This window comes from Oscillospiraceae bacterium (assembly GCA_031265355.1).
In the GTDB taxonomy this organism is placed as follows: domain Bacteria; phylum Bacillota; class Clostridia; order Oscillospirales; family UBA929; genus JAIRTA01.
In genome coordinates this window covers 1-16,825 of the sequence record JAISCT010000061.1, presented here as the reverse complement: position 1 = coordinate 16,825, position 16,825 = coordinate 1, and the positions used below count along the sequence as shown (strand labels likewise).

Annotated in this window: 14 protein-coding genes and 1 pseudogene; 5 read left to right on the top strand and 10 right to left on the bottom strand. The window is 60.1% G+C overall.

Going from position 1 to position 16,825, the window contains the following annotated elements; all coding sequences use genetic code 11:
* The first annotated feature begins 48 nt into the window (after positions 1-48).
* Positions 49-1,614 carry a S1C family serine protease gene (locus LBK75_09515; GenBank protein MDR1158518.1) on the top strand — a complete coding sequence of 522 codons (1,566 nt, stop codon included), beginning with the start codon at positions 49-51 and terminating at the stop codon, positions 1,612-1,614.
* A 106-nt stretch (positions 1,615-1,720) separates the two neighbouring features.
* On the opposite strand, the gene LBK75_09510 is transcribed toward LBK75_09515, so the two are convergent.
* Complete coding sequence (locus LBK75_09510) at positions 1,721-2,554, bottom strand: class I SAM-dependent methyltransferase (GenBank protein MDR1158517.1); 834 nt, start codon at positions 2,552-2,554, stop codon at positions 1,721-1,723.
* A 319-nt stretch (positions 2,555-2,873) separates the two neighbouring features.
* Between LBK75_09510 and LBK75_09505 the strand changes: the two genes are divergently transcribed.
* The 3 genes and pseudogenes from LBK75_09505 (at position 2,874) to LBK75_09495 (ending at position 4,740) form a co-directional block, all read left to right on the top strand.
* Complete coding sequence (locus tag LBK75_09505) at positions 2,874-3,776, top strand: lysophospholipase (GenBank protein ID MDR1158516.1); 903 nt, start codon at positions 2,874-2,876, stop codon at positions 3,774-3,776.
* Between the two features lie 90 nt (positions 3,777-3,866).
* Positions 3,867-4,359: pseudogene (locus LBK75_09500) on the top strand (HD domain-containing protein).
* 174 nt (positions 4,360-4,533) lie between these two features.
* Complete coding sequence (locus LBK75_09495; GenBank protein ID MDR1158515.1) at positions 4,534-4,740, top strand: hypothetical protein; 207 nt, start codon at positions 4,534-4,536, stop codon at positions 4,738-4,740.
* Positions 4,741-4,764: 24 nt separating this feature from the next.
* On the opposite strand, the gene LBK75_09490 is transcribed toward LBK75_09495, so the two are convergent.
* From LBK75_09490 to mnmE, 5 genes are all read right to left on the bottom strand, one after another.
* A complete protein-coding gene (locus tag LBK75_09490) occupies positions 4,765-5,202 on the bottom strand; it encodes a MarR family transcriptional regulator (GenBank protein ID MDR1158514.1) in 438 nt (145 codons plus the stop codon).
* Between the two features lies 1 nt (position 5,203).
* Positions 5,204-5,620 carry a flavodoxin gene (locus LBK75_09485; GenBank protein MDR1158513.1) on the bottom strand — a complete coding sequence of 139 codons (417 nt, stop codon included), beginning with the start codon at positions 5,618-5,620 and terminating at the stop codon, positions 5,204-5,206.
* Positions 5,621-5,851: 231 nt separating this feature from the next.
* A complete protein-coding gene (locus tag LBK75_09480; protein MDR1158512.1) occupies positions 5,852-7,249 on the bottom strand; it encodes a hypothetical protein in 1,398 nt (465 codons plus the stop codon).
* Positions 7,250-7,354: 105 nt separating this feature from the next.
* Positions 7,355-8,689, bottom strand: coding sequence for a hypothetical protein (locus tag LBK75_09475; GenBank protein MDR1158511.1), 1,335 nt, complete (start codon positions 8,687-8,689; stop codon positions 7,355-7,357).
* A gap of 174 nt (positions 8,690-8,863) precedes the next feature.
* On the bottom strand, positions 8,864-10,231 hold the full coding sequence (gene mnmE, locus LBK75_09470; protein MDR1158510.1) for a tRNA uridine-5-carboxymethylaminomethyl(34) synthesis GTPase MnmE: 1,368 nt from the start codon (positions 10,229-10,231) through the stop codon (positions 8,864-8,866).
* A gap of 297 nt (positions 10,232-10,528) precedes the next feature.
* On the opposite strand from mnmE, the gene LBK75_09465 reads away from it, so the two are divergent.
* Positions 10,529-11,062 (top strand): epoxyqueuosine reductase QueH, encoded by a 534-nt coding sequence (locus LBK75_09465; GenBank protein MDR1158509.1) that lies wholly within the window; start codon positions 10,529-10,531, stop codon positions 11,060-11,062.
* Between the two features lie 317 nt (positions 11,063-11,379).
* Here the strand turns inward: LBK75_09465 and LBK75_09460 are convergent, their stop codons facing one another.
* From LBK75_09460 to LBK75_09445, 4 genes are all read right to left on the bottom strand, one after another.
* The gene (locus LBK75_09460; protein MDR1158508.1) at positions 11,380-12,612 is read right to left on the bottom strand and encodes a diguanylate cyclase; all 1,233 of its coding nucleotides are present in this window, start codon (positions 12,610-12,612) and stop codon (positions 11,380-11,382) included.
* Between the two features lie 58 nt (positions 12,613-12,670).
* Complete coding sequence (locus tag LBK75_09455) at positions 12,671-13,216, bottom strand: 4-vinyl reductase (protein ID MDR1158507.1); 546 nt, start codon at positions 13,214-13,216, stop codon at positions 12,671-12,673.
* 432 nt (positions 13,217-13,648) lie between these two features.
* A complete protein-coding gene (gene secD / locus LBK75_09450; GenBank protein ID MDR1158506.1) occupies positions 13,649-15,859 on the bottom strand; it encodes a protein translocase subunit SecD in 2,211 nt (736 codons plus the stop codon).
* A gap of 27 nt (positions 15,860-15,886) precedes the next feature.
* On the bottom strand, positions 15,887-16,366 hold the full coding sequence (locus LBK75_09445) for a hypothetical protein (protein MDR1158505.1): 480 nt from the start codon (positions 16,364-16,366) through the stop codon (positions 15,887-15,889).
* Positions 16,367-16,825 lie beyond the last annotated feature (459 nt).

Genomic DNA, 16,825 nt, shown 5'->3' with positions numbered 1-16,825 from the left:
TGTGCCGAGCGCGGAGTTTTTGGGGTGCGAGATAGGGAGGAAATGCGCATGTCTTACGGCCCTGAGTACGACGAGAACGGCCGGGAACAGTATAAATCCGGAGACCCCGCCGCGCCGCCTGTGTGGGACGGGCGCCCCCCCGAGGCGTCTGCGGACCCGGCGGACGACGAGCGTCTTCCCGAGGTGTCCGCAGAGCCGGCAAGTTATGCTGCCGCGCCCATGGAGCCGTGGCCGGCGGACGACGGGCGTCTCTCCGAGATATCCGCGGAGCCGGCAAATCATTATACCGCCGCGCCCACGGAGCCATGGCCGGCGGACGACAGGTTCGCTCCGGCGGCAGCGTGCGCGCGGGGCGCCGCCCCAAAACGGCGCGGGAGCGTACCGCTGGTGTTGCTGTTGATCGCGGCGCTGCTGCTGACGGGGGGGATGTTTATGCACCTCCGCTCACTCAACATCCGATTAGAGGCGTTGCCCGAAGGCGGGTACCAGCTGTTTTACGACCGGCCGGGGGTAGTCCGACCGGATGGTTCGCCCGCTTCCACGCCGGTCCCCGTGCCGGAGCCGCCGGTGAACGACCCGCCGGGCACGTCGGCGGACAGAGGCTCCGAACCGCTGGATGCCAGCGGATCCACGCAGCTTGACATCATCCCCGTCACGAAGGCTCCGCCCCAAGAGGGCACGACGCTGACCATCAGTCAGATCGTCAAAAAGAATCTGGACTCCGTGGTGGGTGTGCTGGCCCAATACGGAAGTCTTGGCGACATGTCCAGCGGTTCCGGTATCGTCATGACGGAGGACGGCTACATCCTGACAAACAACCATGTCGTACAGGACGCGTCCTCGATCAGCGTCGTGTTGAACAACGGCGAGACCTACGATGTGATGCGGGTGCGCGTCGACCCCCGCACAGATCTGGCGGTGTTAAAGATCGACGCCGTCGGTTTGACGCCGGCTGAGTTTGGGGACTCCGACCAGGTGGAAGTGGGCGACGCGGCCGTGGTCATTGGCAACCCGATGGGCATGGAACTGCAGAGCACCGTCACCGACGGGATCATCTCGGCCATCAGCCGGGACATTGTCATGGAGGATTTCCAGATGACGATGCTCCAGACCAACTGTGCGATCAATCCGGGCAATTCGGGCGGGCCGCTGATCAACGAGTACGGTCAAGTGGTGGGCATCATCTCGTCCAAGATCATGAGCGACTACTTTTCCACCTACATGGTGGAAGGTCTCGGGTTTGCGATTCCGATCAACACGGTGAAGCCCATTGTGGACGAACTCATTGTCCGCGGCTACGTGAAGGGTCGGCCCGCGATCGGCATCTCCGGTGAGACGATCACGAGGCGCCAGGGGCGTTTCCTGGGGTATCCAGAGGGCGTGCAGGTTATCTTGATCGACGAGAAATGCGACGCCGCCCGTCAGGGTCTCCTTGTGGGAGACATCATCACGCACATCAACGGGACTTCCGTACTCAGCATCAGCGACATCAATCTGCTCAAGAACGACCTTCAGGTGGGCGACACGATCACCGCCACCGTCTACCGCCCCAGCGAACGCCGGACCATGGAGATCTCGTTTGCACTCATGGACTCGGGCGAAATGGGCGGCTGATCTGTGTCAAGCCTCACGCCGTTCGGCCAGTTTTTCAGCAGCAGGCAGGCAAGCACTGCCGCCGCCATGCAGAGCAGCGTGGACGCGGTTTCCGCCAAAAAGCCCTTTAGCACGACCCTCCCCATCGGACGCTGATGAGCTGTCCCATTTTCAGCGCGTTAAACAAGCATATATTCACCCTTGTTAGCAGCTTGAAACGGTTTTCCTTCCACAAACATCCGCAAAATGGCACGCCCTCGACTTTGCGGATGTTCGATGACCAGCTTTTCAGCTTTTGCGCGTCCTTTACCCAAAACTTCATCTCAGAGCCTTTGTTCCCGGCTTTGCGCACCATGCGGTTGGATATTTTAACCGCTGTTTTTGACTGTGCGTCAAAGAAGATTTCGCCGCGCGGAAAATGTTTTGCCACGCGGGCAATCAGACCCCGTACCTGCGTCTCCTCAAAATAATAGAACAGCCCGCCCGCGAGGATAAACACGCTGCCGTCGGCGGTCTCGACCTCGCCGAGCCATGTGTAATCGAACATCGATTTGGCAACGTCGGCGCAACGTTCGGGCGCGGGGATGAACCGCTGCCGGAACGCCATAGCATCCGGCAGGTCGATGTTATACCAGCGGATGGAACCGTTGTCCACGCGGTCAAACGTCGTATCAAGCCCGGAACCGAGGTTGACGACCGTGCCGTTCGGATGCTCGCGTATGTACGCGAGGCAGCGTTCGTCGAGCCGTTTGGCGCGGAGCAGGCAGCAAAGGCTTCCGTACTCCGTGGCATAGGATTTGCTGATTCGCGTGAAATCGTAATCCATGCTATCGACAATCCGAATCGCCCCGTCGTCGCGCAGAATATCCGGGAACATGCGGCTTGCCTTGGCCCTGCCGTAAACGGGCAGGAGCATCGTGGCTTGCACGGTTTGATCTTGCAGCCCCGCTTCATTTTCCATATGGGCGCTTTCTCCTTCCTCAAAACGAGTTGTCCACAGCTAACTGTACTTGCGAGCGCTGAGATTTGCTACGCCGCCCAAGCCCAACGCAGCCCTGCGATGCTTCCGCGAGCCAGAATTAGGGTCTGTCGGAAAATAAAGTGTGCAGTTGGCGCAGCAATTTTGTGTTCCGGCAAGGCGCCGGGTTCCGCGAATACTTGTAGTATTCAAGGGTCCCGGCAACGCGGCCGGGGCGCAAAAGGGCAAGTCAAATGTACAGGTTATTTTTCGACAGACCCTTATTTGCCTCGACTATTCCGAAGGTGTCTGTGAAAGCGATATGAAACGAACAGCTTACTCGGAACACGCCATAACATCCAGCGGTACGCGGATTGTCCTGTCCGTGTGGGAACCGCCCGCGCCGGAGGCTGCCGTTGTGTTCATTCCCGCGACGATGGTTCACCCGCTGTACTACGAGCCGCTGCTGCGCGGCTTCGCGGAGCGTGGTTTTGCCATCGTTGGCCTGCACCCGGTCGGACACGGCAAAAGCCCCCGCGACGTGAAACGTTATACGCTCCGTGACATCGTGCAAAACGGGCGCGACGCCGTGACATTTGCGTTGGAGCGTTTCCGATTGCCCGTCATCGCGATGGGCTCCAGTCAAGGCGGCATTGTCGCGGTGGCGCTGGCCGCCGAGGACGGGCGAATCGCGGCGGCCTTCCCGCACAATGTGCTGCTGTCGGAATTGCCGGACAGCATAACCGTTTCGCGTTTCCCAAGGTGGCTTGGGCGCGTGTACCGTCCGATTCAGGGTGCGCTGAAACTTCTTGCGAAGCTGCTGCCGGATTTGGAGCTGCCGCTTGGCTTTTACCTCGACCGCGCCCGCATCGGCACGGAGCCGGAGGTTTGGGAACCGTTCGAGCGCGATCCGCTGTGCCTGAAACGCTACTCGCTCCACTTTCTCGCAAGCCTGTTCACGACGCGTTTCCCCGGTCTGACGGACGGCAGCGTCCGCTGCCCGCTGTACGTCGTCGCCGACAGCGGCGACAGGCTGTTCACGCCGGAATACACACGGAAAGTGTTCGAGCAACTCCGCGCGCCGCACAAAGAAATGGTGACGCTTCATACGGGAGGGCATATGCTGATGGTCACGCACCCACAGGATGTCTGCGATATGCTCGCATCGAAAATGCGTGAGGTTCTGAAAGGGAAACCGGGCAATGCTGCTGCTGGTGGAGCGTAGCGCGTTGTCGGCGGAGATGTCGCGATTAAAGGCAGAGCGCGTAATCAGCTGCCGCAAGCGCCACTTTGAATTATTGGAGGGACAAGGCTTATGAGCAAGCTGTCGCGGCTCATTGACGCGATGACGGAGTACGAACGCGGCGTTCCTCACCGAGTGGGGCATTTTCTGAAAGTCCGCGGCTACGCCAAGACAATCGGCGAACTTGAAAATTTGCCGGAAGATACGCTGTTTATTCTTGAAACATCCGCCATTGTCCACGACATCGGCATTAAGCCGAGTTTGGAAAAGTGCAAAAGCAGCGCGGGCAAGTATCAGGAACGTGAGGGTGGCGCGGCAGCCCGCGCAATGCTCGGCAGGCTTGGATTCGAGCCGCCGGTTGTTGAGCGTGTGGTCTTTCTCGTTGAACACCACCACACCTATACAGGTATTGACGGGCCGGATTATCAAATTCCTGCTTGAAGCTGACTTTCTTGTGAATATGTATGAGGAAGAAATGACTCGCCCGGCGATTGAGGCTGCATACCGGAATGTGTTCCGAACGGCGACGGGCAAGCGGTTTTGCGAAAGATTGTATCTGACGTAATGGCAATTCCACAGGCGTCAGCCCGAACTATATTTATCAGATTGTCGCGGGCAGGCGGACGACCATATCGGGAACTCTCGCCAAACTGATCGGGACGCTCTGCGGCTACCCGCCCGGCCGGGTGCTGAACGGGGGCGGGGATAGTGAAAAAATACCAGCGGAAGGAAGAAACAAATGGGAAACCGAAAGAACAAGGACAATCCAAGGGACGGCGCGCTGATCCCCGCCGCGAAAGCAGCTGAAATCGCCGCGAGCGAAAGCGGCGTCATCGACGAGGCCGCTCTCTTTGAGCGCGTCGCGGCGATTATCGAGAATCGAAAAAACCGCGCCTACGCCTACGCCAATCAGGAAACCACAATGATGTTTTGGGAGGTCGGGTAATACATCACGGTAAAGATAGTCGGGTTATAATCGGAGAACCGATTGTTCCAACAGCTTGTAGAGCAGCTCATACAGGACCGCCGCCTCCTCGCGTGACAGCGGCATACACGCTGCCATTTTCAGCGGCACTTGCGCCGCCTGCACTTTGAGTTGGTTGCCCAGATCTGTGACGCCAATGGTTACCGTGCGTTCGTCTTCTTTACTGCGTTCGCGGGTAATCAGCCCTTTGCCTTCAAGCCGCTTCAGCACGGGCGTGAGCGTTCCGGAGTCAAGATACAACCGCTTGCCGAGTTCCTTTACACCGATCGTTTTGATCTCCCACAGTACCATCATTGTGATGTACTGCGTATAGGTCAGCCCGATTTCATCCAGAAACGGCGTGTATCTTGCCACGACCGCCTTTGACGCGGCGTAAAGCGGAAAACATAGTTGATTGTTCAGCCTGAGTCCTTCATCGCTCAAGTTACCGCCCTCCGACCATTTCTCTCGCGAATGCCTCCGCGTTCGCCAAATCGCCGGCGTCAGGGCAATTTCGGTTGAAAAGCAGGAACTGCCCTTTGCAGAAAAATTCTTTGTCGTATACGGCGACGCCGTTGGCCGTGAGCAGTGAGCGGATCTCCGTGAGCGCGGACCTCTTACCCATTGCCGAGCCAAATACCACAACGCGCCTCACGGTATTGGGGGTGAGATTGACGAGAAAACCGCGCAGTTTCTCGTCAATCTTGCCTGCGTACACGGACGCGCCGACAAACAGCGTATCAACGCCGCTGATTGCGCCGGCCTCCTCCACCGATTGCGCGGCTGTGCCCGCGCCCTTTGCCACGGCAAGCGCGAGTTTTTTTGTGTTGCCCGTCTTTGTGGCGTAAATCACGCTGTTCATACCGACACCTCCAAAAGTTTGTTGATTGATACAAATTTAATTGCGAACAATTATATTATACACATCCTATCGAAGATGTCAAGAGCCGCGAGACATCAGCCTGCCAGACCGGATCTGTGAAGGGACCCGAATGGTGACCCTTGAACCATCTGCCTGCTCCGACAAACGGCATGGGCGCCGGCGGCCATACGGCCGGACCGGCGCCCGTTGTTTACAGAATGGCTGCCATCGTTACGCGGCCTCGCTCTCCCAATTTGCGAGATCGGGGAACTCGATGGTGACGGCGTCGCCATAGGCCGCGACGAGGATGGTGCTGCGCAGATGGGAGCGCATGCCGCCAAGATTGGGGATCTCCGTAGTGAGCTCGATGTTGATCTCTTTCAGCCTGCCGTCCGCGTCAAACGCGATTTCGTACAATAGGGGGCCAATCTCCATGTTAAACTTCGCCAAAGAAGCTTCCAGCTCCTCCGGGTCCGCTTCCGGATCCAGCGTCACGGCCATGGAAGAGACGGACTGAAGAGCGACATCAAGGATCTCTTGCATGGTCTCCGCCGGGATCGCAAATGAAAAACGAGTGCCACCCCCGTCGGCGGTCATGGACAGCTTGCTCACCAGATAGGAGGGCAGGTGGGCGCGCGAAAGGTCGGACAGATTGGTCACGGAGTCAACGTCGGGCAGGTTGTCTGCGATGTCCTGACCGAACAGGTCCGTTTTGACCCGCTGGCCGCCCACATCCATGTACATGACATTGTCTTTCCAATAAGCCTGCGTCTTGATGCTCTCACCGTGCGTCTCCGCTGTGATCTCCTGGGCCATGCCCACCAGTTTGCCGTCTTTCGAGATGACGGTGACGTTCCCGGCGCTCGTGATCTCCACGCTCGTGGCGCCGGCGAGTCCCACCGTCTCGGGATCGGAGTATTCCGTGAGGACGTGCGTGGTGACAGCCACGGAGATCGCCTCGGACTGTGAGACGGGATCAGCCGCAATGGCGTCGTTCAGCATCTGGAGCAGTTTCGCTTGACTGACCAGGGGCGCGTCGGCGGGGACGGCGTCCTCGGCCGCGAGGGCCGTCAGAAGCGGGACGTCGGCGCCTTTCTGGGGGGTGAACAACGCGTTGTACATGACGGCGACCGCCTCGTCGCGATGGAAATCGCCTGCCAACAAGTCGTCATTGAGTAACCCGAGCTCCTCGGCGAAGGCGAGCACGCCGTCGTAGGTGAAATCGCCCTCGGCCTCCGAATAGCCCAAGGCGCGCAGGGCGAAGGCGGCCAGCATCTGGGCGCTGCACGTCGCATCCGGCGCAAAGTGCGTCGCGCTGACGCCGTTGGTCAGCTGATGGGCGGACAGGTACCCGACATAGCCGTCGGCCCACGCGGGCACGTCCTCGAACGGGTGCGTATAGGTCCCGGATTGGGCCTCCGCGTCCTTGCCCAACAGCCGCACAAGGATGGCGGCCGCCTCGGCGCGCGTGGGCGCGCGGTCCAGCGCGTAGCCGGAACCGGTGCCGCGGAAAAGATCCACGGCGTTCAATGCGTCGGCGAGGTCGGTAAACTGCGCCGCCAGCGCGGAAGGCGCCGCCGCGAGAGCCAGCAACACACCGATCAACAACAAACTCAGGAGCTTTTTCATCAAATTGTACCTTCTTTCTTCTTGTCTCATGATTGGCTTGCCTTATGGTTGACATGGTTGACGTCTTGTATCGGCCCGTCTGTGCCGTAAGCCGCGGGAGAGAGATCACGCGAGGGGGAGCGCCGTGTCGGGGTCCAGGTCTGGGACGAATTCGCCCCAGTTTGTGAAATCGGGGAAGTCGACGACGACGTCGCTGCCGTAGGCCGTGATGGTCTGGGTCCCGGAGAATGAGGCGGTGAGATTGTCCGCGTAGACGGTGACGCCTGTGGTGATCGCCCGGAGCGCGCCGTTGGGGGCGAAAAGGAGCTCGCTCCACGCGTCGAAGGAGGCTGTGTCTATGTCGATGTCCAGGGCCTGGAGGGTGAGGGCAAATTGCCGGTCGAGAGAGAACGCCTGGGTCGCGTATGTATAGCGCGTTCCCTCCGGCGCGGAGGTGCGGACAATATCGTCCACCAGGTAGGAGCGGGCCTGCAGCCTCCACATCTCCGGTTGCGCCGGAGACAATGCGGAGAGATCCTGCGACGTATAGGTCCGCGTCCCGTCCGTATCCAGGTAGAGGAAACCGTCTTTGATGTAGTACGCGGTCTCGTATGCAGCGGGGTCACTCTCTCCGAGGTGGACGGTGAGCCTGTTTTCCATCTCAAGCTGTCCCGCCCGATAGATCCATCGCGAAACACCGGAGGAAAAGATTTTCTCACTTGAGGGTGACAGTGGGGTGCTGTCCGTCACGGTAATCGATGCCTCAAGGTTCAGCGCCGCCGCGTCGGTACGCATCACGGGGTCGGCGCTGATGGCGGCGTTCAGCGCCCGCAGGCGCGCCGCTTTGTCGAGCAGCGCGGCGGCGGCGTCGGCCGAGATGGCGCCCTCGTCCGCGAGGGTCTCCAGTAGCGTGGCGGAGGTGCCTTTGCGGCGTGTGAACAGCGCGTTGTACATGGCGGCGACCGCCTGATCGCGCCAAAACTCATCTCGAAGCAGGCGCCCGTCCACCAGCGTCAGATCCTCAGCAAAGGCGAGCACGCCGCTGTAGGTGAAATCGCCGGCGGCCTCCGAATAACCGAGGGCGCGCAGGATGAAGGCGGCGAACATCTGAGCGCTGCAGACGTCCCCCGGTGCGAAACGCGTCGCGCTGACGCCGTTTGTCAGCTGGTGGGAGAACAGATACCCGACATAATCGTCGGCCCATGTGGGTACATCCTCAAACGGATGCGTGTAAACCCCGGCAAGGGCGTCCGTCTCTTTCCCAAGCAGCCGCACGAGGATGGCGGCCGCCTCGGCGCGCGTGGGCGCGCGGTCCAGTGCGTAGCCGACGCCGGTGCCGAGGAAGAGACCCAGATCGCTCAGTTCATCGGCGCGGTTTGTGTAATGGGCCGCCAACGCGGAGGGGGCCGCCGAGAGCGCCAACAGCGCACCGGCCAGCAGCAGACACAACAACTTCTTCATGGCAGCTCCTCTTCTCTCTGTGAATTTTTCTGCAAAATTGCCCGTTGCAGCACCGAACTGACAGCCGACAATTGTCCATTGTCAATATCAATTGCGTTATACCCGCGCGTATGGAGGCTGTCAATGGAAACGAAGCGGCATGGGTCCGCTGTGGACCCGTGTCGCCGGCGTACGTCATTTGCCTACGCAGAAGCGTTCGAATATGCGGTGCATGATGTCCTCGGAGATACGCCGGCCGGTGATCTCGCCCAGCGCGTCCAGCCCGGTCTCCAGCTCCGTGAGTACGACGTCGGGGGTGATGCCGCCCGCCAGCGCGTCGGCGGCCGAGGTCAGTGCGTCGGCGGCGCGGGCCACCGCCTCGGCATGGCGCGCGTTTGTCAACAGGCTGCCGTCGCAGGGCGGCGCGCCAAACTCGAAGAGGCGCCGGACCAGAGAATCGAGTTGTGTGAGTCCGTCGCCGCTGGCGGCGCAGACCCGGCAGACATGCAGAAAAGCCGCCTCCAGCACATCCATCTCAATGCACTCCGGCAGGTCGGATTTGTTGACCACGACGACGGTGGGCCGGCCCCGCACCTGGTCCATCACGGCCCGATCTTCGTCTGCGATCGGCATGGACCCGTCCAGCACAAGGAAGAGAAGCTGCGCGGACTGCGCCGCCAGACGGGCACGGGCCACGCCCAGACGCTCGATCTCGTCGCCCGCCTCGTGAAGCCCCGCCGTATCGGAGACGCGCAGCCACAGGCCGCCCAGGTGTACGGACTCCTCCAGCGTGTCCCGCGTTGTACCGGGCCGGTCGGTCACGATGGCCCGGTCAAACCCCAACAGGGCGTTCAGCAGAGAGGATTTGCCCACATTGGGCCGGCCGATGATCGCGCACCGCACCCCCTCGCGCAGGATCCGTCCGCGCGCATAGGTGTCCGCCAGGGCCGTCAGCCGGACCGCCGCCGCCCGCAGAGAGACCGAGGCCTCCGACAAGGACAGAGGAGGGACGTCTTCCTCCGGGAAATCGACCTCGGCGCGAAACTGTGCACAGAGGTCGGTCGCCAACGCATAGACCGCTTCGATCTCACGGCTGATCGCGCCGCCGATCTGCCCGGCGGCGTTGCGCGCGGCGTCGGCGGTCTGGGCCGAGATCAGGTCAGCAACCGCCTCGGCCTGCGTCAGGTCTATGCGGCCGCACAAAAAGGCGCGTTTGGTGAATTCGCCCGGCCGGGCCGGCCGGACGCCCAGCTCGTAGAGGGTCCGCAACGCCTCCTGCAGCACGGGCAGGGCGCCGTGGCAGTGGAGTTCCACCATGTCCTCCCCCGTGTAACTCTCCGGGGCGCGGAACACGACCGCCAGGATGCGGTCCAGCACGCGGCCGGACAAGTCGCACAGCGCGCCGCCGATCATGTGGCGCGCCGGGGCTTCCGCGAACGCGCGGCCGCTGTCGGCGCGAAAGAGCCGACCGGCGGCGGTCACGGCGTCGGCGCCGCTGAGGCGGACGATGCCGATGGCGCCGGTGGCCGGCCCCGTGGAAATGGCGGCGATGGTGTCGTACATGGGCACTCCTCCTCACTCCCGGCGCAGAGTCCGCCCCAGCAGGCCGGATTGAGCGCCGGTCGCTTCGCTCTGACTGTATGTTGCCAAACTCCCTTTCCATTGTATCACAAACTGTCAACATGCGGGCAGCGCCGAATCGCCGGGCGAAAAACGTTGACTTTTTGCGCCGGTGAGATATAATAATCGGCAAGGTCCCGCACGGCGGCGAACCGGTCTGCGGCGCGGCCCCGATTTGGCGGTCTCGCGTCGCGACGAAAAGGGAAAATTTAACATTTTAGACACAGGAGGTGACGGCCCGTGACGCTGCTGCATGTCTGTTGCGCGCCGTGTTCGATCCAATGCGTGGCCTCGCTGCGTGGGGAGGGGATCGAGCCGACGCTATTCTGGTACAACCCCAACATTCACCCGTTCACGGAGTATCGGAGCCGGCGGGACGCCCTGATCGACTACGCGGGCCGGATCGGAGCCGCGCTTGTGCAACAGGGCGAGTACGGATTGCGGGCCTTTTTGGCGGAGGTCGGCCCCGATGGGACGAACCGGTGTGTTCACTGCTACCGTGTGCGGCTCGAAGAGACCGCGCGCCGCGCGGCGGCGCATGGGTGCGACAGCTTCTCTACCACCTTGCTCATCAGCCCGTACCAGGACCACGAAGCGCTGCGGACCGCGGCGGCGGCGGCGGCGGCCCGCCACGGCGTAGCCTTCCTTTACCGAGACTTTCGCCCGCTCTTTCGCGCCGGTCAGCAGGCCGCCAGAGAGATGGGCCTCTACCGGCAAAAGTATTGCGGCTGCCTCTTCAGCGAAGAGGAGCGGTATCTCTCAACGGCGCGCTGACGAAGGGAGCCGCCGCGCAAAAAGGGCCGCTCCACGGCGGCCCGGATGGACGATAGTACCTTGTTGCCGCGAAGCGGCAACAAAAAACAAGAATGTGGGTTGTGGGTTGCAGGTGCAACCCACATTAGGGTCTGTCGGAAAATAAAGTGTGCAGTTGGCGCAGCAATTTTGTGTCCCAGCAAGGCGCCGGGTTCCGCGAATACTTGTAGTATTCAAGGGTTCCGGCAACGCGGCCGGGGCGCAAAAGGGCAAGTCAAATGTACAGGTTATTTTTCGACAGACCCTTAGATATGAGACGAGACAAAGGACAGGACATCTCAAAGGGAACGCATATGGAAAGTTTTTTTGTACGTGCGTTTGTATAAATACATGGCTTCGTCGGCCATGCTCAGGAGCTCGCCGGCCGGCAGGACGTTGTCGGCGCGGACCTCGACAATGCCGTAACTGATGTTGCTGAGGTAGGGCTTGTCCTGATGAGCGTTTTCCAGATGAACACGCAGCGCCTCCATGAGGCGAGCCGCCTCGCCGACCGTGCAGTGGGGAATCAGTAACATGAATTCGTCGCCGCCCAGACGGCAAGAGACAGCGTCCTCAAACGTGTACTGCAACAGATGAGCTGCTTTCTTGATGTAAGCGTCGCCCTCGGCGTGGCCGAAGGTGTCGTTGACATATTTTAGATTGTCCAGGTCTGCAAAGCAAAGGATAAATTCCCGATTTTCTCCCAGCCACTGATGGAAGAGCTGCATGCCGTAATACCGGTTGTGAAGCAGGGTCAAGTTGTCGTAGTAGGCGTGGCTCTCCAGTTTCTTGAACAGCTGGATGTCGGTGCTGACGTCGTTGAGCAGAAAAGCGGTGGCGTTTTGCCCGCTCCAGTGCAAGGAGTAAGAGGCGACTGAAAAATACCGGGGCGTGTTCCCCAGCACGATTTCCAGATCATACCCGGGGGTGTTGCTCTTGTCGCTCTCATCGAGCGCCAGCAGTCGGGAAATCAGCGTCGGCTGTGTCTGCAGAAGACCCTTCGCGGAATCGTTTTCAAACAGCGTGCTGCCATCCTCGTCGCTGATCACGATGATCATCTGCGGCGCGTTGGATGTGAGGCTCGTGAGCAGGGCGTTGCTCTGCTCAAGAGCCTGTGTCTTGCTCCGGTTCAGTTCCATTTCCCGTTCAATGGAACGCGCGCGCGCGTCGAGCTGTTTGACCATCGTATTGAAAGCCTCGGCGAATTCACCCATGAAATCGACGCGCTGCTGATAATCCCCTTTGGCCACCTGCTGAGACTGCCATGTGAGATGAAGCAGGCTGCCGTGCAGGGCCTTCAAGGGGGCGGCCAGCATGTTGTCGGGGGGAGGGACCGGGATATGCAGTTCCCCGCGGGACAGTGCCATCGCGAAACGGCGCTGTTCCTCAATGCATTTGGCAAAATAAATAAGCCCCTCGCCCAGCGCGCGGAAATCATCGTCCAGCTGGTCCACATCCAGAGAAGCACTGGAAGGTTTATAGATAATATCTCTCAGGAAACCGAACAGAAGATCCGCGTTTTGATTCGACACGTCTCTCTCCCTATACCCTATGCTTCTTTCTCAGCCATGCCGGGCCTCGGAGACCTCCTTATGCGGGCGTTTCCGTCATCACAGCTTCGAACCGGCAGACCCGGTCTCCGCTGGCCCAACAATCCACTTCTCGAACGGCGCATTTTCGCCCGGTGTACGTTTCCAAGATGCCGGACAGGAATCCCTCGTCATAGACACAGACATTTTCATAGGTCACCGGAAGACCGCTGCAGTCCAGATCCTGACCTATCGTCAGCAAGATGGCGCCGGTATCCGCATTGAAAGATTCCATGCGCAGAATTCCAATTTTTAGATCTTTGAGAGACTTCTGCAAGCCCGAAAGAAAACCGTCAAAGTCGAGTTGCAGATTTAGGGTGTTTTTGGCGTATTCCGTGCCTGCGAGATGGCCCGCCGCCCGGAAAAATTCATTCGCTTTTTCTAGGCCGAGGGACTGGCTCAGTACGTCCAACATGGTGTACTGCATCAGACGATACACGAGTACGGGCATTTCCTCGCCGAGATCGCCGCGGCCCTCCTCGATGTCTCCCAAATTTTTCCACGAAAAATGGGCGTGCGGACTATTGTTTTCGAACACATTTCGCATGACATTACCCCCGTTTTTAGTTGACATAACATTTTGTTTGATACAACCATGGACATACCATTTAATATATCGTATCAAAAGCATGTCGGGAAAAGTAAGCTTCGGCGGATATTTACACGGATTCGTTCGTTGTTCGCACGGTCACATCATAACAGGCGGCGGAGCGGGTGTCAAGAGCTCGTTGTTCGGCATGGACAACCTCCGCGCCGCATGGGCACGCCGGTCGGTCGGCGGCAGAAATGATGAGAAACCCTCCCTACTATCCATAATAACACCAAAACCTCTATTGTTCAAGGGGGTCTTTTCCCAAAACGGTCGGGGAGGACTCAGGCGCGGCGGGATCCTCTCCGGTTCCAGACATAGGAGACGGCGTCGGGCAAGCCTGACGCCGTCTCTTGAAGAGCCATGTGGGTGCGGGGAGACGCCGTGCGCTTACGCGGCTTTGGCGCCTTTGCGCCTCTGCCACATGGTCCACAGCGGACCGGCGATGCAGATGGTGGAGTAGCAGCCGCTGATGGTGCCGATGCTCATGGGCAGCGCGAAGCTGATGATGGAGTCGAGGCCGTTGCCGGCGGCGAAGATGTAGACAAGTACCACGCTGACGAAGACGGCCAGGTTTGTGTAGAGCGAGCGGGTGAAGCTCTGCGAGATGCTGCGGTTTACCAGGCTCTCCACGGGCTCGTTCTTGCTCAGCATCGTGTTTTCACGGATGCGGTCATAGATGACGATGGTGTCGTTGATCGAATAACCCAAGATCGTCAGCGCCACGGCGATGAACGAGTCCCCGATGGGGATTCGGAAGATGACGAAGGTGAAGAACACGACGAAGACGTCGTGGAACAGTGAAACCAGCGACATGATGCCGGCCGAGAGGCCATGGATCTTTCGGAAGCTGAACGCCACGTACAAGATGATGAGCAGCGCCGAGAGCAGGATGGCGATGGCGCCGTTTTGCAGGAAACGCTGCCCGAAGAAGGGAGCCACGTTGTTGATCTCGGCCATCTCAAAGGCCTGTTCCGGGTAACGCGTCTGCAGCGCCTCGGTGACGCGCTGGGTGTCCTCATTGGTCAGAGTCTGGTTGCCCGCCATGTTGAGAACCAGCTTTTTCTCGCCGGTGGCGAAGTCGGTGGTGATCTGCGCCGTGACCAGACGGCCGGCGAGAGCCTCCGAGGCGACCCCGGCCGCGTCCTCCGCATCCAGCGTAACGGTCTCCGACATCGTATATTTCAAAATCGAGCCGCCCGTGAATTGGATGTCGAGCCGTACGCCGTTCACAAAGATCATGACGACGCCGAGCAGCGCGATGCCGCCGGAGATGAAGAAATAGATCTTGCGCTTCTCAAAGAACGGGAAGATCCTGACCTCACGCTTCTCAAGGGAGCGCTTGGAGAGGAAGGCGCTTGTCTTGCGCAGCGGCGCATACTGGGTGAGCGAGAAAGTCATGAGCCGCGTCGCCAATACGCCGGCCACGAAGTTCATGATGATGCCGAAGAGCAAAGTGTAGGCGAACGAGAGGATCGCGCCCGAACCGAAGAACAGCATGATGAACGCGACGATGAGCACCGTGATGTTGCCGTCGAACACCGACGAGAAGGCGCGCTGGAAACCGAACGTCACCGCCGAAGCGATGGATTTACCGCTGCGCAGTTCCTCGCGGATGCGCTCCGCGATGATGATATTGGCGTCCACACCCATGCCGATGGACAGGATAATACCCGCGATGCCGGGCAGCGTCACCGTGAGGTCGAAACTCAGCAGGAGCAGGAGCTGGCCCGCTACCTGAAGCAGCAGCGAGATACTGGCGACCACGCCGGACAGCCGGTAGTAGAAGATCAGCGCGAGGCAGATGAGGATGAACGCGATCAGGCCGGCGAGGACCATGACCTCCAGCGCGTTGGCGCCGAGGATCGGGCTGATTGCGCTGTAGTTGTTCGTCGTCATGCCAAACGGCAGCGCGCCGGAGTTGATCTGATTGGCGAGGAGCGTGGCGTCCGCGCTCGTGAAGCTGCCCGTGATGACGCACTCGTCGGAGTCGATGGCCTCCTGAACGGTGGGCGAGGAGATCATGGCGTCGTCCATATAGATGGAGATTTGCTGGTTCACGAGACGCGCCGTGGCCTCGGCAAAGCGCGTGCGTCCCTCCGGCTTCAGTTTCAGGCGCACGAGAAAACTGGCGTTGGAGAGGGACTGACTGCTCTGGTCCAATTCCGCGTTGGCGGAGTCCACGTGCTCGCCGCTGAGGACGACGGTCCCGTCGGGATCTCTGAACGTGAGCTGCGCCATGCTGCCGAGTTCCTCGATGGCCTTGCCTGGGTCAAATTCAGTCTCGTCGGCCCGCCAGGGGTAACGCACGAAGACATAGCCGTTTTCGCTGTCGATCGTGACGTCGCGATCCACGATGTTTCGCTGGTCGAGGCGGGTTTCGATGATCGTGCGGGCCATCTCCAGCTCCGCTGCGGTGGGGGCGCGGTTCAGGTCTTTCGGGTAGAACGCGACGTCGACGCCGCCCCGGATGTCGATGCCAAAGCGCATCTCCGACGCGCCTTTCAGATCGAGAGGATAGAGCTCAAACCCAAAGAAGGCCACGTAGGTGAGCAGCAGCGTCACCACGAGCACAAGAGGGAAAAGATATTTTCTTCTCATGATATTCACGTCTTTCATCTGTAAATTTTAGCGGACCGCAATCCATCTGTGGCCGCGGAGAAAGCGAGGGTGTCGTGAGGATAGTCGTTGATTGGGCGGCGCGTGCCCGCCTAGGAATTGGGCCAGGAGGAGGCGGCGCTTGGCGGGGGGCGCCGCGCGGGCCGGCCGCATCCAACAAAAGGCGCCGAGCCCGGCGGACAGCAGCAATGCCGCGCACAGCGCGGACACCCGGTGCCGCAGCGCGCGGGCGGTTTGATTCGCGGCGAAGTAGCCGGTGCAGAGAAAAACGGCCGCCTGCCGAAAGCAGAGCTCCGCCTGAGAGGCGGCGCCGACGGCGCTCGCCGGCGCCGGATAAAACACAGGGCCAGCGCCGGACGCGAGCGGCTCGGAGACGTCGAACCCCACGACCGGGCGCCCGGGCAGCGTGAGGAGCGGAAACAGCACCAGGGCGGTGAAGAGCAGGGCCAACAGCGGCCACGCGCAAAGACGCATCCCTTTTCGGCTCACACTCCACACCACCTGACGTAACAATTGATAATTGATAATGGCCGTTTGTGGCGGGACACCACTATATCTTGTGGTCTACCACAAGATATAGTGGTTAAAACACGAAAAAATGGCAGGGCAAGCCCCGCCTTTTCGGCTGTTTTTACCACTCACGAATTTTATCATACTACATGCGCGCACATAAATCAATAGAAATCTACAACGAAAGACAGTGAACAACGAATTCAGCCAACAGTGCGCGGCCGTGTATGTACATGTGCGGATGGTTATACTAACGTGGGTTGCACCTGCAACCCACAACCCAAATTCTTGTTTTTTGTTGCCGCTTCGCGGCAACAAGGTACTAGTAGACTGTGTCACCTAAATGTTTACCAAGCGCCGGTCTTTTTCCCGCCAGACAGCGTTGGCGGAACCCGCTGATACACGCCAGTATCAGCGGGACCCGCCGCCTTGTCTGAC

Excerpts from the sequence above, each read along its gene's own strand:
- LBK75_09515 (MDR1158518.1), top strand. The coding sequence starts at position 49 with ATGTCTTACGGCCCTGAGTACGACGAGAACGGCCGGGAACAGTATAAA.
- LBK75_09510 (MDR1158517.1), bottom strand. The coding sequence starts at position 2,554 with ATGGAAAATGAAGCGGGGCTGCAAGATCAAACCGTGCAAGCCACGATG.
- LBK75_09505 (MDR1158516.1), top strand. The coding sequence starts at position 2,874 with ATGAAACGAACAGCTTACTCGGAACACGCCATAACATCCAGCGGTACG.
- LBK75_09495 (MDR1158515.1), top strand. The coding sequence starts at position 4,534 with ATGGGAAACCGAAAGAACAAGGACAATCCAAGGGACGGCGCGCTGATC.
- LBK75_09485 (MDR1158513.1), bottom strand. The coding sequence starts at position 5,620 with ATGAACAGCGTGATTTACGCCACAAAGACGGGCAACACAAAAAAACTC.
- LBK75_09480 (MDR1158512.1), bottom strand. The coding sequence starts at position 7,249 with ATGAAAAAGCTCCTGAGTTTGTTGTTGATCGGTGTGTTGCTGGCTCTC.
- LBK75_09475 (MDR1158511.1), bottom strand. The coding sequence starts at position 8,689 with ATGAAGAAGTTGTTGTGTCTGCTGCTGGCCGGTGCGCTGTTGGCGCTC.
- mnmE (MDR1158510.1), bottom strand. The coding sequence starts at position 10,231 with ATGTACGACACCATCGCCGCCATTTCCACGGGGCCGGCCACCGGCGCC.
- LBK75_09455 (MDR1158507.1), bottom strand. The coding sequence starts at position 13,216 with ATGCGAAATGTGTTCGAAAACAATAGTCCGCACGCCCATTTTTCGTGG.
- secD (MDR1158506.1), bottom strand. The coding sequence starts at position 15,859 with ATGAGAAGAAAATATCTTTTCCCTCTTGTGCTCGTGGTGACGCTGCTG.